The organism is Streptomyces luteolus, from assembly GCF_029968015.1.
GTDB lineage: Bacteria > Actinomycetota > Actinomycetes > Streptomycetales > Streptomycetaceae > Streptomyces > Streptomyces luteolus.
Genome location: NZ_JASCIS010000017.1, coordinates 77,595 through 98,819 on the forward strand (window position 1 = coordinate 77,595; position 21,225 = coordinate 98,819).

The window sequence follows — 21,225 nt, forward strand, 5'->3', positions numbered from 1 at the left end:
CGAAGGACTGAACGCACGACCATGAACGACCCCTTCCGCATCTGCTTCGTCTGCACCGGCAACATCTGCCGGTCCCCCATGGCCGAGGCCGTGTTCCGCGCACGCGTCGACGAGGCCGGCCTTGACGGCCTCGTCGAGGTGGACAGCGCCGGCACCGGCGGCTGGCACGTGGGCGACGGAGCGGACCCGCGCACGGTCTCCGTGCTGCTCACGAACGGCTACGAAAGCACCCATGCGGCACGGCAGTTCAGCGCCGACTGGTTCGCCCGGCTCGACCTGGTGATCGCCCTCGACGACGGACACCTGCGCGAACTGCGCCGCCTGGCACCCACTCCGGCCGACGCAACCAAGGTGCGGCTGCTGCGCTCGTACGATCCCGCCGCCGTGGATCTCGACGTTCCGGATCCTTATTACGGCGGCACGGACGGTTTTGAAGAGTGCCTCGAACTGGTCGAGGCCGCGTCCCCCGGACTGCTCGCCGCGGTTCAGGAGGCGCTCATGGAGAGGGGTGCGGCATGACGGAACAGACGGAACACTCGATTCAGGGCTCGGGGCCCGGCTCGGGGCCCGGCTCGGCTCAAGGCTCGGCTGCGGGCTCGGCGGGGGACGGCACCCGGGCCGTGCGGGCCGGGCTCCCGGAGCCGGTGAAGCACGAACCGACGCTTCCGGGACCGGTGTTCGCCGCCCACTTCCACCTGTCCGGCGAGCCGACCGGGCCCTATACGTACGGCCGCGACGAGAACCCGACCTGGACGCTCCTGGAGCGTGCCATCGGCGAACTCGAAGCACCCGGCACCGAGGTGGAGACGCTCGCCTTCGCCTCCGGGATGGCCGCGATCTCCGCCGTGCTCTTCTCGCAGCTGCGCGCCGGCGACATCGTGGTCATGCCCGACGACGGCTACCAGGCACTGCCGCTCGTGCATGAGCAACTGCGGGCGTACGGCGTGGAGGTGCGCACCGCGCCCACGGGCGATGACGCCCAGCTCGACGTCCTGGAGGGCGCGAAGCTGCTGTGGATCGAGACGCCGTCCAACCCGGGGCTCGACGTCTGCGACCTTCGCCGCCTGGTGGCCGCCGCACATGAGCAGGGCGCCAAGGTGGCTGTCGACAACACCCTGGCCACTCCGCTCGGGCAGCGTCCGCTGGAGCTGGGCGCAGACTTCTCGGTGGCCAGCGGCACCAAGGGCCTCACCGGCCACGGCGATGTCCTCCTCGGATACGTCACCGGCCGGGACGCCGAGGCGATGGCCGGGGTGCGCCGCTGGCGGAAGATCGTCGGCGCGATCCCGGGCCCGATGGAGGCCTGGCTCGCCCACCGTTCCCTGGCGACGCTGCAGTTGCGTATCGACCGTCAGGTGGAGAACGCCCTTGCCGTCGCGGAGGCGCTGCGCAGCCGCGACGAGGTGAGCGGGCTGCGCTACCCGGGGCTGCCGGACGATCCCTCGCACAAGATCGCCGCCCAGCAGATGCGGCGGTTCGGCAGCGTCGTCTCCTTCACGCTGCCCTCGCGCGAGCGCGCCGAGCGCTTCCTGGCCGCGCTCCATCTCGTCGAGGACGCCACGAGTTTCGGTGGCGTACGGTCCACCGCTGAGCGGCGGGCACGCTGGGGCGGGGACGCCGTACCGGAGGGCTTCATCCGCTTCTCCGCGGGCGCCGAGGATCCGGAGGATCTGGTGGCCGATGTGCTGCGGGCCCTGGACGAGACCGCTGACGACACCGCTGACCAGTCCGCTGACACGTCCGCTGACACGTCCGCGGGCTAGGCACTGAAACGTGTAACAGACGGTCCGAGCCTCCCCCCTCGTGGCTCGGACCGTCTCGGTTCCGTATGCGAAGAACCGTCCGTACAAGGCTAGTTGACTCTGTGTCAGTGTCCAATCACGGTAGCGACAGAGACCTATCGACTTATTTATAGTTGGGTGCCTGCGGGGGCTTGAGGGGAGTGGGCATCGCATGGACCTGGCCTTGTTGCGCACGTTCGTGACGGTGCACCGGGCCGGCTCCTTCACCCGAGCCGCCGCGCTCCTCGGCCTCTCCCAACCGGCCGTCACCTCCCAGATACGCACGCTGGAACGGCAGTTGGGCCGCCCCCTCTTCCTCCGCCAGGCGCGCGGTGTGACCCCCACGACGATCGGCGACGAGCTCGCGCACAAGGCCGCTCCGCATCTGGACGCCCTGGTGGAGATCGCGGAGAGCGGGCCGGACGAGGAGTCACCGGCCCGCACCCTGCACCTCGCGGGCCCACCCGAGTTCACCGCGGAACGCGCCCTGCCCGCGCTCACCGCCCTCACCGGCGAGGACGGCCAGGGCTACGCGCTGCGCGCCTCGTTCGGCACGGCCGAGGAAGTGCTCGAAGGGCTCGCCGCCGGTCATCACGATCTGGCCATCTCGACCGCCCGTCCGCGTGGCTCCCTCCTCACCGCGACTGCGCTCTGCGACGAGGAGCACGTCCTGGTCGCCTCCCCGGAGCTGGCCAAGCGGCTCGGTCCGGCGGAGCTCGGCTCCTGGGGCGCGCCCGCTCTCGGGGCCCTGCCGGTGGTCGAGGTGCACGAGTCGCTGCCGCTCGTCACGCGGTACTGGGCCGCGGTACTCGACTCCCGGCCCGCCGCGTCCGGCGCGGTCGTCGCACCTGATCTGCGAGCCGCCCTCGCCTGTGTCACGGCCGGCGCGGGGCTCGCCGTACTGCCGCGCTATCTCTGCGGTGAGGCTCTGGAGCGTGGGGACGTGGTGGCGCTGCTCGACCCCGACGTGCCTCCGCTGCGCACGTATTTCCTGGTGGTACGCACCGGCACGCTGGCCATGCCACACATCGCGCGAGCGCACGAGTGGCTGCTGCGCGCGGCCGCGGATTGGTGCTGACACTCGGACCGGGCCGACGGGCGCGCAGCCCGAGGCGCTGGTCGATGTTTCACGTGGAACAGACGGGACCGTGCCTACGTGGAACAGACCGGACCGTGCCTTCGAGGAACAGGCGGACCGTGCTCAGGTGCAGCAGGCGCGGACCGTGCTCACGTGCAGCAGGCGCGGACCGTGCTCACGTGCAGCAGGCGCGGACCGTGCTCACGTGGAACCGGATCGCACCGTGCTCACGTGGAACCGGATCGCACCGGATTCCCGGGGAACCTGCCCCCGCCGTGTTTCACGTGGAACATGACGGGCCACATTTCTTCCATGACCGTCCGACCCGTGGTCAAGCGCACTGCCCGAGCCGTCCTCCTCGACGGCCACGACCTGATCCTCATCAAGCGCACCAAGCCGGGAGTGGATCCGTACTGGGTCACGCCCGGCGGGGGAGTCGAGCCCGAGGACACCACCGTGGTCGACGCCCTGCACCGCGAGGTGCACGAGGAGCTCGGCGCGAAGATCACCGATGTGGTGCCCTGCTTCGTCGACACCGTGGAGCACATCGGCGCGGACGGCGGCGCCACCGGCGTGAAGGTGCAGCACTTCTTCGTCTGCCGCCTGGAGTCCATGGACGCCTCGCAGCGGCACGGCCCCGAGGTCGAGGACCCCGCGGGCGAGTACGAGATCGTACGGATCCCGTTCACGCGCGTCGGCATCGCCTCGGTCCACCTGGTCCCGCTGTCGCTGCGCCACTACCTCGACGGCAACATCGAGGGCGTACGCGCGATGCACGCGCCGGACCTCGGCTAGCGCCTGTCGGTTCCGTCGCGCCCGGTCGCTTTCTCAGCCGCCTGCTGCGACGAGTTCCTCGAGCGAGTCGTGCCGGATGCGGTTCGCCGGAATGCCCGCGCCTCTCAGGACCTGCACGCCGTTGCGGATCATTCCGGGCGGGCCCGAGAGGTAGGCGTCGTACGCGTCCCACGGGCCGAACTCCCGTACCGCGTCCGGGAGCTGGCCGTGCTGGTCGAGTCGGTCGATCACGGGGCGGACCGAGAGCCACGGATGCGTCTGCTGGAGCTGCAGCATCGTGTCGATGTCGTACAGATCGTGGTCGCTGCGGGCGCCGTAGAAGACCTCGACCGGGCGGCGGTGGCCGTGCTCCGCGACATCCTCGACGAGTGCCTTGATCGGCGCGATGCCGGTACCGCCGCCCAGACACAGCAGGCCGCTGTCCCTGCCGTGGTCGACGGTCATGTTGCCGGCGGGCGGGCCGAGGCGGACGGTGTCGCCGGGGCGGGCGCGATGCACCAGGGCGTTGGAGACCCAGCCCGCGGGGACGGCCTTGACGTGGAAGGTGAGCAGCCCGTCGGCGCGGGGCGCGGAGGCGAAGGAGTAGTGCCGCCACACCCGCGGCCACCACGGGGTCTCCAGGCTGGCGTACTGCCCGGCGAGGAACGGGTACGGCTGGTCGGGCCGTACGGTGATCACGGCGATCTCCGGGGTCCGCAGATCGTGCGCGACGACCTCCCCGAACCACCAGGCGGGCGCGCGCTGTTCGTCCTCGGAGGCCGCGTCGATCATGATCTGCGAGATCGTCGTGTACGTCCGCACCCAGGCGGCCTCGGTCTCCTCGTCCCAGATGCTGCTCGCGTAGCGGCTGAGCGAACCGATCAGCGCCTCGCCGACCGCCGGGTAGTGCTCGGGCTCGGTGCCGTATTTCCGGTGTCCGCGCCCGAGGTTCTTCAGGTACGAGACCAGGACCTCGGTGTTGTCGAGGTTCTCGGCGGCGGTGAGCAGCGCCTTCAGGAGCCGGTCGCGCTGGGTGTCCATCGAGGCCGGGAACAGCATCCGCAGATCGGGGTGGCGCAGGAACAGCAGCGCGTAGAAGTACGAAGTGACCTTGTCCGCGACGGGGCCGACTTCGGCCATCGTGCGCTGGATGAGGAGTGCGTCCGGGGAGGGCTGCTCGGAAACCCTCGCGGTGGGCGCGGCGGCTGCGGCCGGTGAGGTCGCGGCGGACGGTCCGGCGGCGACGCCCGGTCCGGCGGCGGGCTCAGCGGCCGGGGTGGTGCGCGGACCGGGGTCGGCGGCCGGGGCGGTGCGCGGACCGGAGTCGGCGGCCGGGGCGGTGCGGGCAGCGGCGGGCGGCTGGGCGAGCGCGGTCCCTGCGGGCCTGGAGAAGAACGACGAGGCGGGGGCAGGGGCTGCGCCGGCCACGGACGTACTCGGCTGCGGGCTCATCTCCTCGGCCGGCCGCCTCGCCTCAGGAACCCGGCCGGGACCGCCTTCGGGCATCCGGCCACTCTCAGGAGCTCGGCCAGCCTCGGGACCTCGGCGACTCTCAGGAGCTCGGCCACTCTCAGGAGCTCGGCCAGCCTCGGGACCTCGGCGACTCTCGGGAGCTCGGCCGCTCTCGGGACCTCGGCCGCTCTCCGGTATCCGGTCCTCTGCCGGGCGCCGCTCAGGTATCCGCCCGTCCCGCCATGGGCCCTCGTACGCGGGGGGCGGCTCCGGCGCGGACCGCTCCGGCCCCGGCTGCTCCTGCACGTACTGCGTCTGCGAGGGCTGCTCCGCCGGTGCCGCCGGATTCTTCTTGCGCGGGGTGAACCAGCCGCCCCCGTCATCGCCAGAAGAGCCGTTGTCGGCCGACTTGGTGGTCGGAGCGTCCATTCTGTGCCTCGCCTCGAACATCTTTCGGTCGGTCTGTGCACTTCCGTAGGGAAAGCGCTGGTCTTTCCCCGCTCTGCACTCGAAGAATTTGGGCCCTGGGCCACATTGAACCTTGACGTACAGCCCATTACGGACGAGTAGGTAAGAATGTGATATTGCCCGCAACCCAGCCCCCGCAGGCTGCCGCCCGTGTTTTTCCTGGCCTCAATACCCTTCTGCTGCGTACCCGCGCCCTCGCGCCCCCTGTTCAACCGGAGTCGACCATACCGGCAGTAGCAGAGCGCACAAGCCCCTCACCCCACGTTCGGAATTCCTCGGGCCGATCCACGTAATTTCTCAATTGCCTGTCTGCGCACGTCATTTCACAAGACGCCCTCGGTACACCTCCGCCACCAGGCACGCCCCACGCAGTGCGCAGCAGCACAGGCGGTACGCCCCCGTGAGTAACCGTGCTTACTCCCCACGTCAGACGCGCGGACCCGCGCCGCAGCGGGACCGTGTTTCACGTGAAACTCGACCGCCCCGCACGACGGGCCACCCTCGCTGTCCATGTAGTCGCCGCCGCCGGCTGGCTCGGGCTGACGCTCGGTCTGCTGGCTCTCGCGATCACGGCGATCACCACCGACTCCCCGGCGATGACCGAGGCCACCGTCCGCTCCATGAAGCTCTTCGCGGACTGGCTGGTCATCCCGCTCGCTCTGCTCACCCTGCTCAGCGGCCTCGTTCTGTCCCTGGGCACGCCCTGGGGACTCGCACGGCACCGTTGGGTCTATACGAAGTTCTGGCTGACCCTCGCCACCACCGCCGCGTCGGTCTTCGCGCTGCGTCCGGGCGTCACGAGCGCCGCGGAGACGATCGCCTCGGGTTCTCCGCTGGTCGACCTCTCTGATCTGGTGGCCGGCCCCATCGTCTCCCTGTCCGCGTACCTCTTCATGACGGTGATCTCCGTGCTGAAGCCCTGGGGCCTGACGAAGCGTGGCCGAAAGCACCGGCCCACATCACGTAATGCGGTGGACGGCAGGGGCGTACGTCAGACAGCCTGACCCGCGTGTCGACACCTTCGCTCTCCACGCTGCCCGTCCGCCGACTCACCCCGCGCGATCTGACCGCGTGCGCGGACCTCTCCGAGAATCGCGGCTGGCCCCGCGAGGAACACAAGTGGGGCCTGCTGCTCTCCGCCGGCACCGGCCATGGCATCGACGACCCCGAGGGCGGTCTGGTCAGCGCCTGCGTCGTCACGTCGTACGGCCCTTATGAGCGGCCGGAGTTGGCGGCCATCGGCATGGTGCTTGTCGCCGAACGTCACGCACGCCAAGGTGTCGGCCGCCGACTGATGCGGCATGTGATCGACGCCGCTGGCTCGACCCCGCTCACGCTGCACGCGACCGAGTACGGGCGGCCGCTGTACGAAGAGTTCGGCTTCAAGACAACCGGCCGCGCCGAGATGCTGCGCGGCCACTTCCGCCCCTCGGGCCCGGCGCCCACCGTGCCCACCCGGCCCGCGACCGCCGAGGATCTGCAGGCGCTCCTGCGCCTGGACGGCGAGGTCTTCGGAACCGACCGGACCGCGATGATCACCCGACTCCCCGCCTTCGCCGACCAGTTGCGGGTCGCCGAGGACGGCGGCGAGATCATCGGGTACGCGGCGGCCTGGCCGAGCATGGACACGCATGTCGTCGGCCCGCTGATCGCGCGGGACACGGAGACGGCCAAGGCCCTCGTAGCCGACCTGGCCGCACACACCGACCGGCCGCTGCGGACCGATATCGACGTACGCCACGAGCAGCTCCTGGCATGGCTGAAGCCCCAGGGCCTGGAGTCCTGGGGCTTCAACTCTGTGATGGTGTACGGCATCCCCGACCTGCCCGGCGACTGGACGCGACGCTTCGCGCCGCTGACGGTCGCCGCCGGCTGAGCGGGCTCAACCGGCGGTTCGACCGCCGCGCCGACCGACCGCTCGCCGAGTCGGCTGCTGCCGTGTCGGCCCACTGACGTGTCGGCCGACTGCCGCGTCCGCCCGCTGACGTGTCGGCCCACTACCGCTTCGGCCGAACGCCTCGCCTCGCCTCAGCCGACGAGTGCGTCCTGCCCGACCGGGGTCCCGGAGGCCACGACCCGGGTGGTGCCGGACGCGCGGCGCTCCAGTACGGCGGAGAGCACGGCCAGGAGGAGGGCGGATGCGGCGAGCACTGCGCCCACCCAGTTCGGCGAGGTGAAGCCGAAACCGGCCGCGATGACCAGGCCGCCGAGCCAGGCGGACAGGGCGTTGCCCAGGTTGAAGGCGCCGATGTTCACGGCCGAGGCCAGAGTGGGAGCGCCCGAGGCCTGGTCGAGGACGCGCTTCTGGAGCGGGGGCACGGTCGCGAAGCCCAGGGCGCCGATCAGCATGATGGTCACGGCTGCGGCGATCTTGTTGTGCGCGGTGAGCGTGAACAGGGCGAGCACGACGGCCAGCGCACCGAGCGAGATGTAGAGGAGCGGCATCAGGGCGCGGTCCGCGAACTTGCCGCCGACGAGGTTGCCCGCGACCATCCCCACGCCGAACAGGACGAGCAGCCAGATGACGGAGCCGTCGGCGAAGCCCGCGACCTCGGTCATCATCGGTGTGATGTAGGTGATCGCGGCGAAGACCCCGCCGAAGCCGAGCACGGTCATCGCCATGGCGAGCAGTACCTGCGCATTGCGGAACGCGGCCAGCTCATGGCGCAGCCGTACGCCCTCGGGCTTGGGCATGTCCGGGACCAGCTTGGCCACACCGAGCAGCCCGATCACGCCGAGCAGGGCCACGATGCCGAAGGTCACGCGCCAGCCCATGCTCTGTCCGACGAACGTGCCGAGCGGGACGCCCACGACGTTGGCGACGGTCAGGCCGGTGAACATCATCGCGATGGCACCGGCCTTCTTCTCGGGCGCGACCAGATCGGCGGCGACGACCGAACCGATACCGAAGAACGCGCCGTGCGCGAGTGAGGCGACCACGCGGCCGGCCAGCATCACGCCGAAGGCGGGGGCGAGCGCGGAGAGGATGTTGCCGACGATGAACAGGCCCATCAGGAGCATCAGCATCCGCTTGCGCGAGATCTTCGTGCCGAGCGCCGTCATCAGCGGAGCGCCCAGGACGACGCCGAGCGCATAGCCCGTCACCAGATACCCGGCGAGCGGAATGGAGACGTCGAAGTCGGCCGCCACCTGGGGGAGGAGCCCCATGATCACGAACTCGGTGGTGCCGATACCGAAGGCCCCGATCGCCAGGGCGAGGAGTGCGAGAGGCATGGGGGTTTCACCTTTCCAGAGGGTGCGCCGGTGTGAGGAGTGCCAGAGGTGCCAGAGGCGGTCAGGGCTGCCTGGGCTGCCCGGGCGGCCTGAGCGGCCTCAGGAGCACAGGATGCGCCTGCGCCTTACGAGCGTCCACAATAATTGCAGACGCCCTTTAATTGCAAGCGCAGGCTATTTCACACTTGGTCTATCCTGGGCCTCAGCCGCACCGGGACGGCGGCCCACAGGCAGGGAGGCAGGAGCCATGACAGCGACGGACCCCGCACTGACCGCTCTCTCACAGGGCTGGTGCGCCCTCTCCTTGCTCCACGGCAGGATCGACGCGCACATCGAGCGGGCACTCCAGTCGAAGCACCAGCTGAGCGTCCGCGAGTACTCACTCCTGGACGTCCTCAGCCGCCAGCACGACGGCCCGGGCGGCCACCTCCAGATGAAGCAGGTCGCCGACGCGGTCGTGCTCAGCCAGAGCGCCACCACCCGCCTCGTCACCCGCCTCGAGGACCGCGGCCTGCTCTCCCGCTACCTCTGCCCGACCGACCGCCGCGGCATCTACACCGACGTCAGCGAGGCCGGTTCCCAACTCCTCTCCGAGGCCCGCCCGACCAACGACACCGCCCTGCGCGAGGCCCTCGACGAAGCGGCCGAGAACTCCGAACTGGCCCCGCTGGTCAAGGCAGTCGAGTCCCTGAACGCCCCGGCGACGGCGGCCTGAGTCCGCTGCCCGCCCCTGCCCCTGGGGCGCGCCCCCGCCCGCGCGTAGGCTGCCGCCCCATGGGAGACCTCACGATCCGCCCCGCCACCGCCGACGACCTGCCGGAGATCGTGGCCATGCTCGCCGACGACCCCCTGGGCGCCCAGCGCGAGTCCCCGGACGACCTCTCCCCGTACGAGCAGGCCTTCGAGCGCCTGGCCGGAGACCCCAACCAGCACCTGGTGGTCGCCGTACGCGAGGACCGGGTCGTCGGCACACTCCAGCTCACGGTCATCCCCGGGCTGTCCCGGCAAGGCGCCACCCGCTCGATCATCGAGGGGGTACGCATCCACTCCGAGGAACGCGGCAGCGGTCTCGGCACGCTCCTGATCGAGTGGGCGGTCGGTGAATCCCGGCGCCAGGAATGCCAGTTGGTCCAGCTGACCTCCGACGCCACCCGCATCGACGCCCACCGCTTCTACGAGCGCCTCGGCTTCGAGGCGTCCCACCTGGGGTTCAAGCTGCTGCTCGACTGAGGCGGGGGGGTGGACGGCGGGGGGTGCGGGCGGCGGTGAGGGCAGCGGTGTCGTGCGGAGGTGTGGGGCGGCTTCTCCGCGTCGGGCTCGTGTTTCACGTGAAACAGGAGCTCCCCCACCGCGTCCCGCCCCACCACCACGTCACATGAAACGCTCATCCCACGCCGAACCAGCCCCGCGCGTCCACCCCGCCCGGCACCGGCGCCCCCGCCTCGTACGGCTCACGCGTGAAGACGAAGGAGCCGAGGTCGAGATGGCTCACCGAGCCGTCCTCCCGCCGCACCGCGCGCAGCGTCTCCCCCGCGTAGTACCCGTTGAGGCCGGTCCAGGTGCCGTCGGCCTCCGCACGGAACGAGGCCGCGCGGCCGGTCCCCGAGAGCGGGCCGAGTTCGAGCCCGTCGTCCCCGCGCAGCCGCAGCCCGAAGGCGTGCGTCCCCCAGTACCAGGGCCCCGCCAACTCCAGTACGCCCTGGTCGACTTCGGCCGCAGGCCGCCAGGTCTCCGGGATACGCGGTTCCGCCTCGATGACCGTCTGGACGAGCTCGGCCGCCAGAGTGCCGAGCAGCGGACCCGAGGTGCAGTTGGCGAGGGCGACGGCCGCGACACCCTCCTCCTCGCTGAACATCAGCCCCGCGAGGAACCCCGGCAGCGAGCCCATGTGCCCGGCCAGCGTCCGCTCCTCCAGGTTCAGCAGCTGCACGCCGAGGCCGTAGTCCAGGTACCGGTCCCCCGCCTCGGGCGGCGCGGCCGGTGTGCGCATCTCCCGTACGGACTCCGCGCTCAGCACCCGCTCGTCGCCCCGCGCCAGGAACACCGCGAAGCGCGCCAGGTCATCGGTGGTCGACCACAGTTGACCTGCGGGCGCCATCAGTCCGAGGTCCTCCACCGGCTCGGCGAGGAGCACATCGGCCCAGGGATGCACGGCAAGCCCCTGCGCGTACGGCGCCTTCGGCTGCGCACTCGTGCGGTGCAGCCCGAGCGGTTCGAGCACCTCCGTACGCAGCACCTCCTCCCAGGGCGCACCGCGCAGCTCCTCCACGAGTGAACCGAGCAGGGTGTAACCGGGATTGGAGTAGTGGTGCCGCCGCCCTGTCGGGTGCCGGAGCGGCTCCTCACCGAGTACGTCCGCGAGCGCGGGGCGCACGGTTCCGGGCGTCCGCTCCCACCAGGGCGAGGGCGCCTCGGCGGCCAGTCCGCCGGTGTGGGCGAGCAGTTGGCCTACGGTCACCTCGTCGACGCCCGCGTGGAGTCCCGCGCTCGGCAGGTGCTTGGCCAGGGGGTCGTTGAGGTCGAGCAGGCCCTCGTCGCGCAGCCGCAGCACCAGGACAGCGGTGAAGGTCTTGGTGATCGATCCGATGCGGTACTGGGTGTCGGCGTCCGGCACCTGCCCCGCCACGGAACCCCGCCCCCCGCGCCAGACGATCTCACCGTCCCGCACGACGGCGGCGACGAGCGAGGGCGCCCGGCCTTCCGACTGCGCCTTGGCGGTCCGGTGGAACAGGGCGCGGCGCGTGGAGGGAAGCAGCTCCGCGGATGCGTGGTCGTCGAAAGTCATGCCCCCAGTTCACCGGCTGGTTCGGGGTTCAGTCGAGCGGATTACACCTGCTGCCCCCGTCGCCCGGCTCGGGCAGCACGCCGCCGTCCTCGGGCAACTCGCCGCCGCCCCCGGGCAGCACGCCGCTGCCCCCGGTCAGCACGCCGCCGCCCTCGGACAGCACGCCGCCGTCCCCGGGCAACTCGCCGCCGCCCCCGGGCAGCACGCCGCAGTCCTCGGGCAACTCGCCGCCGCCCCCGGGCAGCACGCCGCCGCCCTCCGGCAACTCGCCGCCGCCCCCGGGCAGCACGCCGCCGCCCTCCGGCAACTCGCCGCCGCCCCCGGGCAGCACGTCGTCCTGCGCCGGCAGCACGTCGCCCTGCGCGGGCAGCAAGGGGAACAGCCGGCTGATGAGCGCGACTGGTCGCGCTCCGTCCGGCCGGGCCAGTGGGCGCTGCTCACGGTCCTGATAGGGCGCGAGCGCCTGCCGGATCGCGTCGGCCACCCGGCTCATCTCGTCCGGCGTCAGAAAGGCGACGGCGCTGAAGGCCTCGTCGCGGCGCCAGTCCTCCGGTGCCTCGTCCCTCCGGCTGAGCCACCGCTGCCAGCTCTCGTCCTCCAACCCCCGGGCCAGATCGCCGAATTGCTGCTGCGTCAAGGCCTCGTCGGCGGGGGCGGCGCTCCGGCTCCGCAGCCGCCAGGGCCGTGCGCGGCCACCGCCGTGGGGCGCTTCCTCGATCTGCCCGTACCGCGCGAGCTGCCGCAGGTGGAACGAGCAGAGCCCCGAGCTGTACCCGAGCCGGGAGGCCGCCTCGGTCGCCGTGACGACACCGACCTCGGCAAGGAGTTCGAGCAGTGCCGTACGCACCTCGTGCTCCCGCAGCTCCTCGTTCGACGCGATGTCGTCCTCGGTCACTTCTTCCCCTTCAGGCCGTCCCGCTGACTTTGCAAACTCTGCTACTTTGCAAAGCGCTGCGCAAGGAGCAGCAGCCAGGACAGAAGGGGAGTCCGAGATGCCCGACCGCACGGAGCGAGGCTCGGTACGCCGCATCACCGAGATCGGCGAGGACGTGCTGGCCCGCCCCTGCCGGGAGGTCACCGCCTTCGGCTCCCCCGAACTCTCGGCCCTGATCGACGACATGTTCCTGACGATGTACGTGGCCGACGGCGCGGGCCTCGCCGCGAACCAGGTCGGCGTGGATCTACGGCTGTTCGTCTACGACTGCCCGGACGACGACGGCGTCCGGCACGTCGGCCATATCCTCAACCCCGTACTCGAACTGCCCGGGCCGGGTGAGCGCCGGCTGGTCGAGGACCTGGAGGGCTGCCTGTCCGTGCCCGGCGCCGGCCTGCCCGTACCGCGCACGGACCGTGCCGTCGTCCGTGGGGTCGACCAGGACGGCAGGCCTCTCGTCGTCGAGGGCACCGGCTACTTCGCCCGCTGTCTGCAGCACGAGACCGACCACCTGCTCGGCAGCACGTACCTGGACCGCCTCTCCCGGCGCGACCGGAAGGAGGCGCTGCGGCAGATGGAGGAGCGACGCGAGGCCGTGTTCGCTCAACGGGCGTGCAAGGCGGCCGAGTCGGACGGGCTCCGGCCCTCCGGCAGCGAGCGCTGAACCGATGTAGGTTCCCATTACCTGATTCAGCGTCAGCTCTTGTGACCTGCGGCTTTGCGCACCGTTCCAGCATCGTGTCAGTGCCGGGTTTCCATGGTGCGTGTCATTTTCCTCGGCGCGCAGGCCCGGAGGCGTCTGTGTGCAGGCACCGACCTCATGTTGGTGAGCCGACGCCCCGGACGCGGACTCGTCACATGATCGGCCGAATAAATCCCACGGCCCGTGAAGGTCCTGCTTTGCGATGCTTATCGCCGGGTCCGGGCCCGGGCGCCGAATGATGTTCACGAAGACATCGGGGGCGTCGCTGTTGTCCCCAGACCTGTATGCGTACTCAACGATGAGGGAGAACGGTATGGAGCCATTAGAACTCCGCCGAGCAGTTGCGGCAGGACGGGCAACCGCTTCGGAGCTGGGCCTTCAGGCCGACGATGCCATCGTCATCCACAACTCGGACCGCGTCGCGCTGCGCCTGGTCCCTTGCGATGTTCTCGCTCGGGTCGCGCCTTCGGGGCATCTGGCCGGTTCCGAGTTCGAAGTGGAGGTTGCTCACCGTCTCGCGGACGCCAACGCACCTGTGGCTGAGCTCGATCCTCGGGTCGAGCCCCGAGTCCATGTGCGTGACGCCTTCGCCATCTCGCTCTGGACCTACTACGAACCTGTGGGATCAGAGATCGCGCCGGCCGACTACGCAGACGTGCTCATGCGGCATCATGCCGCCCTGCGCCGGATCGATCTGGACGCACCGCATTTCACCGATCGAGTGGCTGCAGCACTGAAAGAGGTGAACGACCGGGAGCAGTCCCCCGAGCTACCTGATTCTGACCGGGAACTCCTCAGCGACACACTCAGTGGGCTGAGCACCGCGATCAGCAGTGACGAGACCGGCGATCAGCTGTTGCACGGCGAGCCGCATCCGGGCAACCTCCTCAACACCAGAAGAGGGCCGCTTTTCGTAGACCTCGCCACGTGCTGCCGTGGGCCGATCGAGTTCGACCTCGCCCATGCCCCCGAGGAAGTGGGAGAGCACTATGCGGGGGCTGACCACGGCCTGATTGAGCGGTGCCGCGCCCTGAACTGGGCGATGTTCTCGGCCTGGCGCTGGCGCCGAGGCGACCAAATGCCTGACCGGGGCCACTGGAGAGTGGAGGGACTCAACCGGGTTCGTGCTGCACTCGATCGCTGCGCATTGGGCTGAGTTGGTGGCAGAAGGGCTGTTGGGTCCCGATCCGCTGTCCCGTGCGCGGCGTCCCGACACGGACTGGTCACATGATCGGCGGGACAAGTCCTGGTTCTGCCGCCGCATGGATCGCTGCGACTACGGCTTCGCCGATCGGGGTCAATTTCATTGGTGACGCCGTGGTTGCACGGGTGAGGAGTGGGTGTCCGATCTCGCGACGCAGTCTTCCGACTCTCGTGATCAGGGCCGTGTGATGGGTTCCGAGTGCTTCGGCGGCTTCCTTGAGTGTGCGGTAGCGCGACAGGGCAGCGAACTCGCGGAGGCGGTCCCATGCGCCTGGCCCCGTGAAGGCAGGACGGAGGATCTCCGGTGCCTTGCTGGCCTGAGCTGCCAGCTGCGCGAGTTCGGGGCGGGTGTGCCCGTTCACCTTGGTCACGGGGATTCCGTGCAGCTTGGCCCATCGGGTCATGGTCGTGGGGCTGAGGCCTTTCTCGCGGCCGAGCTCTGCCAGGGGTCGGCCGCGGACCAAGTACTGCTCGCGGAGCCATGCTCCGTCGACGTAGCCCTTGCGCGGTCCTGTTGCGTTGGGCTCGCGGACCTCGATGCCGTACTGCTCGGCGAGACGCCTCGTGACGTTGCGGCTGACGCCAGCGAGGTCCGCGATCTGGCGGAGGCCGAGACGTTCTGTGTAGTAGAGCCGCCGGAACTCGTCCGGCGGGAAGGCCTGTTTCGCGATTCGCATGGCCTCGCCGTCGTTCCGCCGACGACTTCGTGGCCTCGGCTGGGCCGGTGCGGGAAATCGGTGCAGCAGGACTCGGACAGCTTCGTGCGACGTGCCGAGTTCGCGGGCAGCCTGCTTCGTCGTCATGGACGGCGAACGGATCATGTGGTGAAGACGGCTGATGTCGATCTTCTCCAGGTCATGACCTGCCGTTTCCAAGCCGTCGGCAATCACCGTCGGCGGTTCCCAGGCCAAGGGTTCGCCCTCGATGCCTTTCTGTGCGAGGAAGTCGGCTCCAGCGCGGTGCAGTCCGTCTCTGATTTCAGGTGTCAGGAACGCGGCGAAGTAGTTCACGTGCGGGCGGTCCATCGCGCGGGTGATCGCGAAGTGGGCGGGGGCGAGGTGGGCTGGGAGTCCGCTCATCTGCTCGAAGAGTGTGCTTCGCGCGACGGTGAGACGGCGTCCCTGGCCGGGTTGGACGCCGGCATCGTCGCAGATCTGGCGCCATCGGGCCTCAGGGAGGAGATCGGTGTAGTCCACCATGCGGCGGCGCTGGTAATCGATGGGCACTTCGTGTGCGTCGAGGTAGTCCGCCAGGCGCACCAGTGCCGTGTTGACGACTGACCAGAGCCCCTGTGCATGCAAGAGCTGCAGGATTTTCGAGGTCATCTGCCGGGTGGTCACGCCGCCGAGACGCCGTGTGATCACTCTGAGGTCGTCCCGTGTGCCCACCAAAGCCAGGGAAGCGGACAGGCAAGGACGGAATGTCCGGGTGTATGCGCCTTGCGGCGGCGACAGCAGGACGGACCAACCGGGCCAGAAGCACGAGGGAATCTTGTGAACCCGTTGGTCCGCCACGCCTCCGCGCGGGAACGGTCTGGAGGGGAGGAAGGCCGGAAGCCGGTAGCGGAGCTGATCACTCGGTCGCAGCATCGGTTCCTGCGCTGTCAGCTGGACGGCGCTCAGCAGCGGAGTGATGCCGTACATCCTGTGGAAGCCCGTCAGGCGCCTGAGCGTTTCTGAGGGGTCTTCGGCAGCGACGAAGTGCCGAAGCTCACGGCCGGCTGCATGGACATCGGACTGCCCGAGGACTCGGAGGGCGGCGGCGATCCCGATGGCCTGGACGGGTGCGGTCAGGCTTCGCCGGGCAGGAACGGCGCCCACGAGCTCGGGAAGAAACCCCTTCACGCCCTCGTAGATTTCGTGCGTGTCGTGCGGCAGGACGTTGACCAGACCACTGTCCGTGGCGTCGGCCAGGAGCCGGGAGGAGAGGGCGCGAAGATCAGCAAGCGCTTCCAATGCGGAGAAGCTCCGTGGAGTGCTCGCGTAGACGCCGAACTCTGCCGAATCCCTCTCCGCGATCTCCGTCAGCAGCTTCTGTGCCGTCAGCAGCGTGTGCCCGGGCCCAAGCTCGATGCTTGCGACCTCGGAGAGTCGGTAGCCGCAGCGTCGGTGCCTCCTGCCGGGTTCTCCCTGTTGGCCTGGGAAGGCGCATGTTCCCGGCTCCGGGACATAGCGCTGCTGATGCAGCCGTTTCCAGGGCATTTGATGGCACTGGGAGCACGCGTCGGCGAGCAAGCGGTTGTGATCGAGGCAGGCGAACATCCAGCCCAGTCGCCAGCTCAGCTTCCACCGGCCCTTCGTCTCGGCCAGGCAGTCCGGGCAGAAGCGTGATCCGGCCTGGCGTCCCCAGTGGTGCCATCGGCTGACCTGTCTCGTTTCCCGTTTGATCTTGAGTGCTCGGCCGTCGAAGTGTGCGAGCGTCATCGCGTGCAGAACCTGGGGGTTCACGCCTGTGGCGTGAGAGATGCCGGCGGCTTCGTTGTCACGGAGCAGGATCGCCCAGCGGGCTGGGATGTCGCGGTGGCAGTCGCCGGCGTCGACCCGTCGGGCCAGGCCAAGTGCTGGCAGCAGGTCGCTCAAGGGGGTCCGCATGCGGTGTGCGATCACCTCGAACCACGAGTCCAGCGCTTCACCGGGCAACGGCGGGACCGTGATCGGCAGGGATCGGAGTGTGCTCACGCTGCCTTCTTCTTGGGCTTGCTGACCAGCCGCCCTGCGGCCAAGGCCTGTCGAAGTTCTTCGCCTCCTTTCTCGGAGGCGGCGTCGTTCTTGACCTTCGACAGCAGTTCGAGGTCGATCCGTTCGGCCCCGGTGCGTACGGCTCTCTGACAGGCACGGTTGACCAGTGTCATGAGGGAGCCGATGTGTCCGGTGCTGCGGGCGAAGAGCTCGTCGGACAGATCGTCCGCGATCATGCCGGGGTACTTGTCCGCCAGGACGACCCGTTCCTCGATGGCGAGGAGGGTGTTGCGCCAGTCTGTGCGTCCTTCCTCAGTGTCGATGGTGAAGGGCTTCATGCCCAGCCGGGTGGTGCGGCGTCCCGTCTGGGCAAGTACGGCGTCTTCGTAGCTGTCGCCCTCGTCGAACAAGCCCCGCGCCTGCAGTCCGACGCCGATCATGAGCAGGGTGACGGGGAACTCGTTGGCGATGTACTTGAAGTGGTTGCTCACCTCGATTCCGGTCCGGTTCCTCCAGCGCAGGAAGTGCAGGTCGTCGACGATCAGGAGCGTTGTTTCGCAGGAGAGGACGCAGTCGAGTGCGCGGAAGCCGAAGTCGGTGGCGGTGCCGCGGAAGCGTCCGGGGTGGGCGAAGAACTCCAGGATCGCCCGGTTGAAGTCGCGCATGCTGGTGTTGCTGGTCAGGCCCACTCGACAGACCGGCCACCGCTCATGTCCCTGATCGGTGTACTCGCCCTCCTCCTCGATCACACGCCGGTGGAGCCGTTTAGCGAAGGCGAGGGCGGCCGTGGTCTTGCCCAGGCCGGGGAAGGCGTCAATGGCGATGCTGCCTTTGACCTTGTCGCTGTCCTGCTCGTTGCTGTCGATGATGTCCCACAGGTCCTCGTGCAGGGCTTCCATCTGCGGGGTGCGCAGGGGCCCGAGGTTCGCGTGCCATTTGCGGCGGCGCCGGTCGTAGTCAGCACGGCCTTCCTCCCCCAGAAGAGACAACTGACGGCGGGTGAGGTGCTCGGGGCGGGACCGCGACGGAGCGTCCACCAGGCGCCGGAAGCCTTCTTTGCGGGACAGCGTGAGGTGATCGAGTTTGGCTTGGAGGTCATCCTCGGAACGCTTCCGGTCAGTCATCGATGTCCTTCAAGGCGGTTGCGTAGAAGTCGATTTCCTCGTCCAGTTCTTCGAGGCTGTCCCCGTCGTCATCGCCCTCTTCCACCACTTGGGCGGCTTCGGCTGCCGGAGGCTCGGCCTGTGCGGGCAGGGACAGCACGCGGGCGACCGACGGCAGCGAACTGACGGCGCCGGCTCGCGGCGCCGGAAGATCCAAGGCGGCCTGTTCGCGGGAGAGCCGCAGGGCCATCCGCCGTTCGACCAGGGAAGTACCCAGGCCGAGGTTCCACCGCTTCAGCAGCAGGGTGATGGCGAGCCGCTCGTCGGGATAGGTGTACTCCTTCGCCGCCAGGCGTCGGGCGAACTGCAGCGCTTCCTCGCTCAGCGGCATGTCCAGGCTGGGCGCGTGTTCCCACTCAAGGGTGTGCCAGACGCGGTCGTGGTCCCGGAAGTAGATCCGGGTGGCGTCGTCGGGATCAGCGAAGAACTCCAGCCGCCGCTTGTCCAGGTCGATGTCGGAGCCGCCCATGTCCCGGAGCCCGTCGAGGCAGCCGCCGTTGTAGCGGCGTCCGTTGATTTCGACGCCGTAGTGCTGGACCGTGCGCATCGTGACGTCGAGGAACTCGTAAGCCAGGTGCGGGTCGCGGGGCACCTCGATGTAGCCCGCCCGCGCAAGACCGTGCTCGAACATCCTCGCCGGAGACAGCTCCACCTTCGGCAAGTGGGGGTCGAGCAATCCCTCATGTGGCGTGCGGTGATAGTCCACCGCGACCCACTCCCGGATGATCGCCTCAAGCTCGTGGTGGAAGAAGAAGGCGTCCTTCTCCGGGTTCAAGCCACGCGAGTGGATGTTGGGTCCCTTGTAGCCAGGCAGCCTCTGTAGCAGGTCTTCCCGCAGGGTCCGGAAGAACCGCTCGACCGGACCCTTGTCCCGGCCCGTGCGCAGCCTCGCCGGCTGCACCGAGATCCCCATCCGGCGGCAGACGCTGGTCAGATGCGCCGAGAGGTAGATCTTACCGTGGTCGACGATCAACGTCTCTGGGGCCACCTTCGGCCCCCAGACCCCGGTGGCGGGCCCATGCACGACCTCGGCTTCCACCAGCACCCCGCGCGGAATGCCGTGCTCGGGCCAGGCCGCTTCCCTCGGCCAGCTCTCCGGCACCGGCTGGGGACGGTATGCCTGGTAGAGCACGGCCGCCGCGTCGATGGCCTTCGTCGACACCGGAGTCACCCGCAGACCGATGATGCAGCGGGTGTACCAGTCCATGGCGACGGTCAGCTCCGCCTGCATCCATCGCAGCGTCACCGGATCGAGCGCGAACACGTCCAGCCGCGTGGTGTCCATCAGCACGTACTCGCCCGGACGCGTGGGCCGCAGCTTCCCGTAGACGCCCTTCGGGCGGTCAGCGATATCCCGGTTGCGCTGGGTACTGAGCCGGAAGGTCGGATAGCGCCGTTCCAGCTCCTTCATCCATCGATAGCCCGTCGCCTGCGATGGCACCGGCACCTTGACCAGCTTGAACTTCGTCTTGACGCGGGCCTCGACCTCCTCCAGCACTACCCTCACCGAGGGCCGCGACTCTTCCTCGTACTCCTTCAGCACCTCCACCGCCGCTTCGACCCAACGTGGATCGGCACCGCCAAGTCCGTCGTCCGCCTGCGCAGTCTTCGGCACCAGTCCCGCCTCGCCCAGCTCACGGAACGCGCGTGCCCACCTGCGCACCGTCCGGTCGGTCACCCCCAGTTCTGCGGCTTTGGCCTCATACCGGGCCTTCAGAGGCAAGGCCGGGGCGTACTGAGGGCGCGGCTCATCCGGGCGCGCAAGATGCTCACTGCCGGAGCGGTATCCCGTCATCATCTCCCGGACATGCTCGGCACGTTCCAGAACTTCCTTCTTCTCGTGCTTGGTCAGCCGACTCAGCACCACGGCCGCGAGGTCTTCGTCATCGGTGGAAGACGGGCCCGTTCTGTCGTGGATCAGTTCGGCGCGATCCGAGGTCAGCAGCTCACGCACCGACATCCGGGCCAGTCGGCCGCGGCCGTCCTTGAGGATGACCTCCATGCCCGTGGCCAGGATGGCAAAATCCACAACCTCGACCGTCTCACCGTCCAGGCGGAAATGCGTCCCGACCCCCAGCTTCGTCCCCGCACCGCTCATGCAGCTCTCCGCAGCACGTGCCCCGCACTCAGCGGCCGGTCCAACGCAGTCGTGACGTGCCCGGACCACAGCAGGTGCAGCACCGCCGACTTCACCAGCGGGCGAGGACAGTCAGGCAGTAGCCGAAAGGCGTTGCCCAGCAACATCCCGTCCAGATCCTCGGCCATCAAGGCGCCGACCATGTCGGGGGCGAACAGCCAGTCGCGCCGGTAGCCAGCAAGAAATCGGATGTTCTCCAGCACGGCTGGGTCCGGCTCGCTCCACACCTCATAGCGCCACCCCCGCGAAGTGACCGCCTCTCGCGTCCAGGAGAACGTGAAGGCGACCTCCGGCTTCTCCAGCCGGTGGCGAGGCTTGACGTCCACGACCAGCGGGCCGGCATCAGTCAACAGCAGGTAGTCCGGGATGTGTTTACGGACCTTGCCGTCGATGTCAGCCTTGAGCAGGAACGGCTGGGCGACAATGTGCCGCACCTCAGGGGCGAAGTCGGCGAACAGCAGCCGACCCAACTCCAGCCGGGACTCGTAGATCACATGGTCGCCCACAGTCGCCGACCAGTACGTACCTGAGTAATGCTGCTGCCCCTTGTACCAGCGAAACGTCCGCCATGGGCGGGCCTCACGCAGTAATCCGAGCGGCACCGACTGCCACTCCAGGTCCTCTGCCGTGGATTCGTCACTGCGCCGGACGCTCAGCCGTACTGGCATGGCCACCGCTGTACTCATCGGACCGACCCCGTGTACTCCGAAGCGGCCCCGTTGGCCGCCGAACGCTGGGGTCCTGCCCTAGTCACGCACGCTGATGACGACCGGGACAGTCCTGTACACGAAGAGGGGAATCACTCGATCAAGAGGCATGATTCTCACCTCCATGT

General features: G+C 69.2%; 17 protein-coding genes and 1 pseudogene. 10 read left to right on the plus strand and 8 right to left on the minus strand.

Annotation, left to right across the window (positions count from 1 at the left end):
- Positions 1-21 precede the first annotated feature (21 nt).
- From QIT00_RS18505 to QIT00_RS18520, 4 genes are all read left to right on the plus strand, one after another.
- Positions 22-519 (plus strand): low molecular weight protein-tyrosine-phosphatase, encoded by a 498-nt coding sequence (locus QIT00_RS18505; protein ID WP_282536395.1) that lies wholly within the window; start codon positions 22-24, stop codon positions 517-519.
- Positions 516-1,763, plus strand: coding sequence for a cystathionine gamma-lyase (locus tag QIT00_RS18510; RefSeq protein ID WP_282536396.1), 1,248 nt, complete (start codon positions 516-518; stop codon positions 1,761-1,763). Before QIT00_RS18505 ends, QIT00_RS18510 begins: the two co-directional genes overlap by 4 nt.
- Before the next feature lie 190 nt (positions 1,764-1,953).
- Positions 1,954-2,859 (plus strand): LysR family transcriptional regulator, encoded by a 906-nt coding sequence (locus QIT00_RS18515; protein WP_282536397.1) that lies wholly within the window; start codon positions 1,954-1,956, stop codon positions 2,857-2,859.
- 312 nt (positions 2,860-3,171) lie between these two features.
- On the plus strand, positions 3,172-3,654 hold the full coding sequence (locus QIT00_RS18520) for an NUDIX domain-containing protein (protein ID WP_282536398.1): 483 nt from the start codon (positions 3,172-3,174) through the stop codon (positions 3,652-3,654).
- A gap of 33 nt (positions 3,655-3,687) precedes the next feature.
- Here the strand turns inward: QIT00_RS18520 and QIT00_RS18525 are convergent, their stop codons facing one another.
- Positions 3,688-5,535: a globin domain-containing protein gene (locus tag QIT00_RS18525; RefSeq protein ID WP_408909797.1), complete on the minus strand. Its 1,848-nt coding sequence runs from the start codon at positions 5,533-5,535 to the stop codon at positions 3,688-3,690.
- Positions 5,536-6,020: 485 nt separating this feature from the next.
- On the opposite strand from QIT00_RS18525, the gene QIT00_RS18530 reads away from it, so the two are divergent.
- Positions 6,021-6,557: a DUF2269 domain-containing protein gene (locus QIT00_RS18530; protein ID WP_282536400.1), complete on the plus strand. Its 537-nt coding sequence runs from the start codon at positions 6,021-6,023 to the stop codon at positions 6,555-6,557.
- Between the two features lie 5 nt (positions 6,558-6,562).
- Complete coding sequence (locus QIT00_RS18535) at positions 6,563-7,429, plus strand: GNAT family N-acetyltransferase (protein ID WP_282536401.1); 867 nt, start codon at positions 6,563-6,565, stop codon at positions 7,427-7,429.
- A gap of 152 nt (positions 7,430-7,581) precedes the next feature.
- Here the strand turns inward: QIT00_RS18535 and QIT00_RS18540 are convergent, their stop codons facing one another.
- Entirely contained in the window at positions 7,582-8,787 is a 1,206-nt protein-coding gene (locus QIT00_RS18540; RefSeq protein WP_282536402.1) for an MFS transporter, read from the minus strand.
- 247 nt (positions 8,788-9,034) lie between these two features.
- Between QIT00_RS18540 and QIT00_RS18545 the strand changes: the two genes are divergently transcribed.
- Entirely contained in the window at positions 9,035-9,502 is a 468-nt protein-coding gene (locus QIT00_RS18545; RefSeq protein ID WP_282536403.1) for a MarR family winged helix-turn-helix transcriptional regulator, read from the plus strand.
- Positions 9,503-9,561: 59 nt separating this feature from the next.
- Positions 9,562-10,017, plus strand: a complete 456-nt coding sequence (locus tag QIT00_RS18550) for a GNAT family N-acetyltransferase (RefSeq protein WP_282536404.1) — start codon at positions 9,562-9,564, stop codon at positions 10,015-10,017.
- A 154-nt stretch (positions 10,018-10,171) separates the two neighbouring features.
- Here the strand turns inward: QIT00_RS18550 and QIT00_RS18555 are convergent, their stop codons facing one another.
- The gene (locus tag QIT00_RS18555) at positions 10,172-11,572 is read right to left on the minus strand and encodes a serine hydrolase domain-containing protein (RefSeq protein WP_282536405.1); all 1,401 of its coding nucleotides are present in this window, start codon (positions 11,570-11,572) and stop codon (positions 10,172-10,174) included.
- Positions 11,573-11,936: 364 nt separating this feature from the next.
- A pseudogene (locus tag QIT00_RS18560) lies at positions 11,937-12,467 on the minus strand (ArsR family transcriptional regulator); the annotation flags it as partial.
- Positions 12,468-12,564: 97 nt separating this feature from the next.
- On the opposite strand from QIT00_RS18560, the gene def reads away from it, so the two are divergent.
- The gene (gene def, locus QIT00_RS18565) at positions 12,565-13,170 is read left to right on the plus strand and encodes a peptide deformylase (RefSeq protein ID WP_282536406.1); all 606 of its coding nucleotides are present in this window, start codon (positions 12,565-12,567) and stop codon (positions 13,168-13,170) included.
- A 352-nt stretch (positions 13,171-13,522) separates the two neighbouring features.
- Positions 13,523-14,365 (plus strand): phosphotransferase, encoded by an 843-nt coding sequence (locus tag QIT00_RS18570; RefSeq protein WP_282536407.1) that lies wholly within the window; start codon positions 13,523-13,525, stop codon positions 14,363-14,365.
- Positions 14,366-14,432: 67 nt separating this feature from the next.
- Here QIT00_RS18570 and QIT00_RS18575 read toward each other — a convergent pair whose 3' ends face one another.
- The 4 genes from QIT00_RS18575 to QIT00_RS18590 are packed head-to-tail and all read right to left on the minus strand — an operon-like array spanning position 14,433 to position 21,058.
- The gene (locus tag QIT00_RS18575) at positions 14,433-17,090 is read right to left on the minus strand and encodes a TniQ family protein (RefSeq protein ID WP_282536408.1); all 2,658 of its coding nucleotides are present in this window, start codon (positions 17,088-17,090) and stop codon (positions 14,433-14,435) included.
- Positions 17,087-18,214 (minus strand): ATP-binding protein, encoded by a 1,128-nt coding sequence (locus QIT00_RS18580; RefSeq protein WP_282536409.1) that lies wholly within the window; start codon positions 18,212-18,214, stop codon positions 17,087-17,089. The genes QIT00_RS18575 and QIT00_RS18580 overlap by 4 nt, the downstream gene beginning before the upstream one ends.
- Complete coding sequence (locus tag QIT00_RS18585) at positions 18,207-20,351, minus strand: helix-turn-helix domain-containing protein (protein ID WP_282536410.1); 2,145 nt, start codon at positions 20,349-20,351, stop codon at positions 18,207-18,209. The genes QIT00_RS18580 and QIT00_RS18585 overlap by 8 nt, the downstream gene beginning before the upstream one ends.
- Positions 20,348-21,058, minus strand: a complete 711-nt coding sequence (locus tag QIT00_RS18590; RefSeq protein ID WP_282536475.1) for a TnsA-like heteromeric transposase endonuclease subunit — start codon at positions 21,056-21,058, stop codon at positions 20,348-20,350. The genes QIT00_RS18585 and QIT00_RS18590 overlap by 4 nt, the downstream gene beginning before the upstream one ends.
- Positions 21,059-21,225 lie beyond the last annotated feature (167 nt).

What these genes read in the sequence shown, in the direction of transcription:
- QIT00_RS18520 (WP_282536398.1), top strand. Translation starts at nt 3,172, where the DNA reads ATGACCGTCCGACCCGTGGTCAAGCGCACTGCCCGAGCCGTCCTCCTC.
- QIT00_RS18585 (WP_282536410.1), bottom strand. Translation starts at nt 20,351, where the DNA reads ATGAGCGGTGCGGGGACGAAGCTGGGGGTCGGGACGCATTTCCGCCTG.
- QIT00_RS18525 (WP_408909797.1), bottom strand. Translation starts at nt 5,535, where the DNA reads ATGTTCGAGGCGAGGCACAGAATGGACGCTCCGACCACCAAGTCGGCC.
- def (WP_282536406.1), top strand. Translation starts at nt 12,565, where the DNA reads ATGCCCGACCGCACGGAGCGAGGCTCGGTACGCCGCATCACCGAGATC.
- QIT00_RS18555 (WP_282536405.1), bottom strand. Translation starts at nt 11,572, where the DNA reads ATGACTTTCGACGACCACGCATCCGCGGAGCTGCTTCCCTCCACGCGC.
- QIT00_RS18550 (WP_282536404.1), top strand. Translation starts at nt 9,562, where the DNA reads ATGGGAGACCTCACGATCCGCCCCGCCACCGCCGACGACCTGCCGGAG.
- QIT00_RS18505 (WP_282536395.1), top strand. Translation starts at nt 22, where the DNA reads ATGAACGACCCCTTCCGCATCTGCTTCGTCTGCACCGGCAACATCTGC.
- QIT00_RS18590 (WP_282536475.1), bottom strand. Translation starts at nt 21,058, where the DNA reads ATGCCAGTACGGCTGAGCGTCCGGCGCAGTGACGAATCCACGGCAGAG.
- QIT00_RS18580 (WP_282536409.1), bottom strand. Translation starts at nt 18,214, where the DNA reads ATGACTGACCGGAAGCGTTCCGAGGATGACCTCCAAGCCAAACTCGAT.
- QIT00_RS18510 (WP_282536396.1), top strand. Translation starts at nt 516, where the DNA reads ATGACGGAACAGACGGAACACTCGATTCAGGGCTCGGGGCCCGGCTCG.
- QIT00_RS18515 (WP_282536397.1), top strand. Translation starts at nt 1,954, where the DNA reads ATGGACCTGGCCTTGTTGCGCACGTTCGTGACGGTGCACCGGGCCGGC.
- QIT00_RS18540 (WP_282536402.1), bottom strand. Translation starts at nt 8,787, where the DNA reads ATGCCTCTCGCACTCCTCGCCCTGGCGATCGGGGCCTTCGGTATCGGC.
- QIT00_RS18545 (WP_282536403.1), top strand. Translation starts at nt 9,035, where the DNA reads ATGACAGCGACGGACCCCGCACTGACCGCTCTCTCACAGGGCTGGTGC.
- QIT00_RS18570 (WP_282536407.1), top strand. Translation starts at nt 13,523, where the DNA reads ATGGAGCCATTAGAACTCCGCCGAGCAGTTGCGGCAGGACGGGCAACC.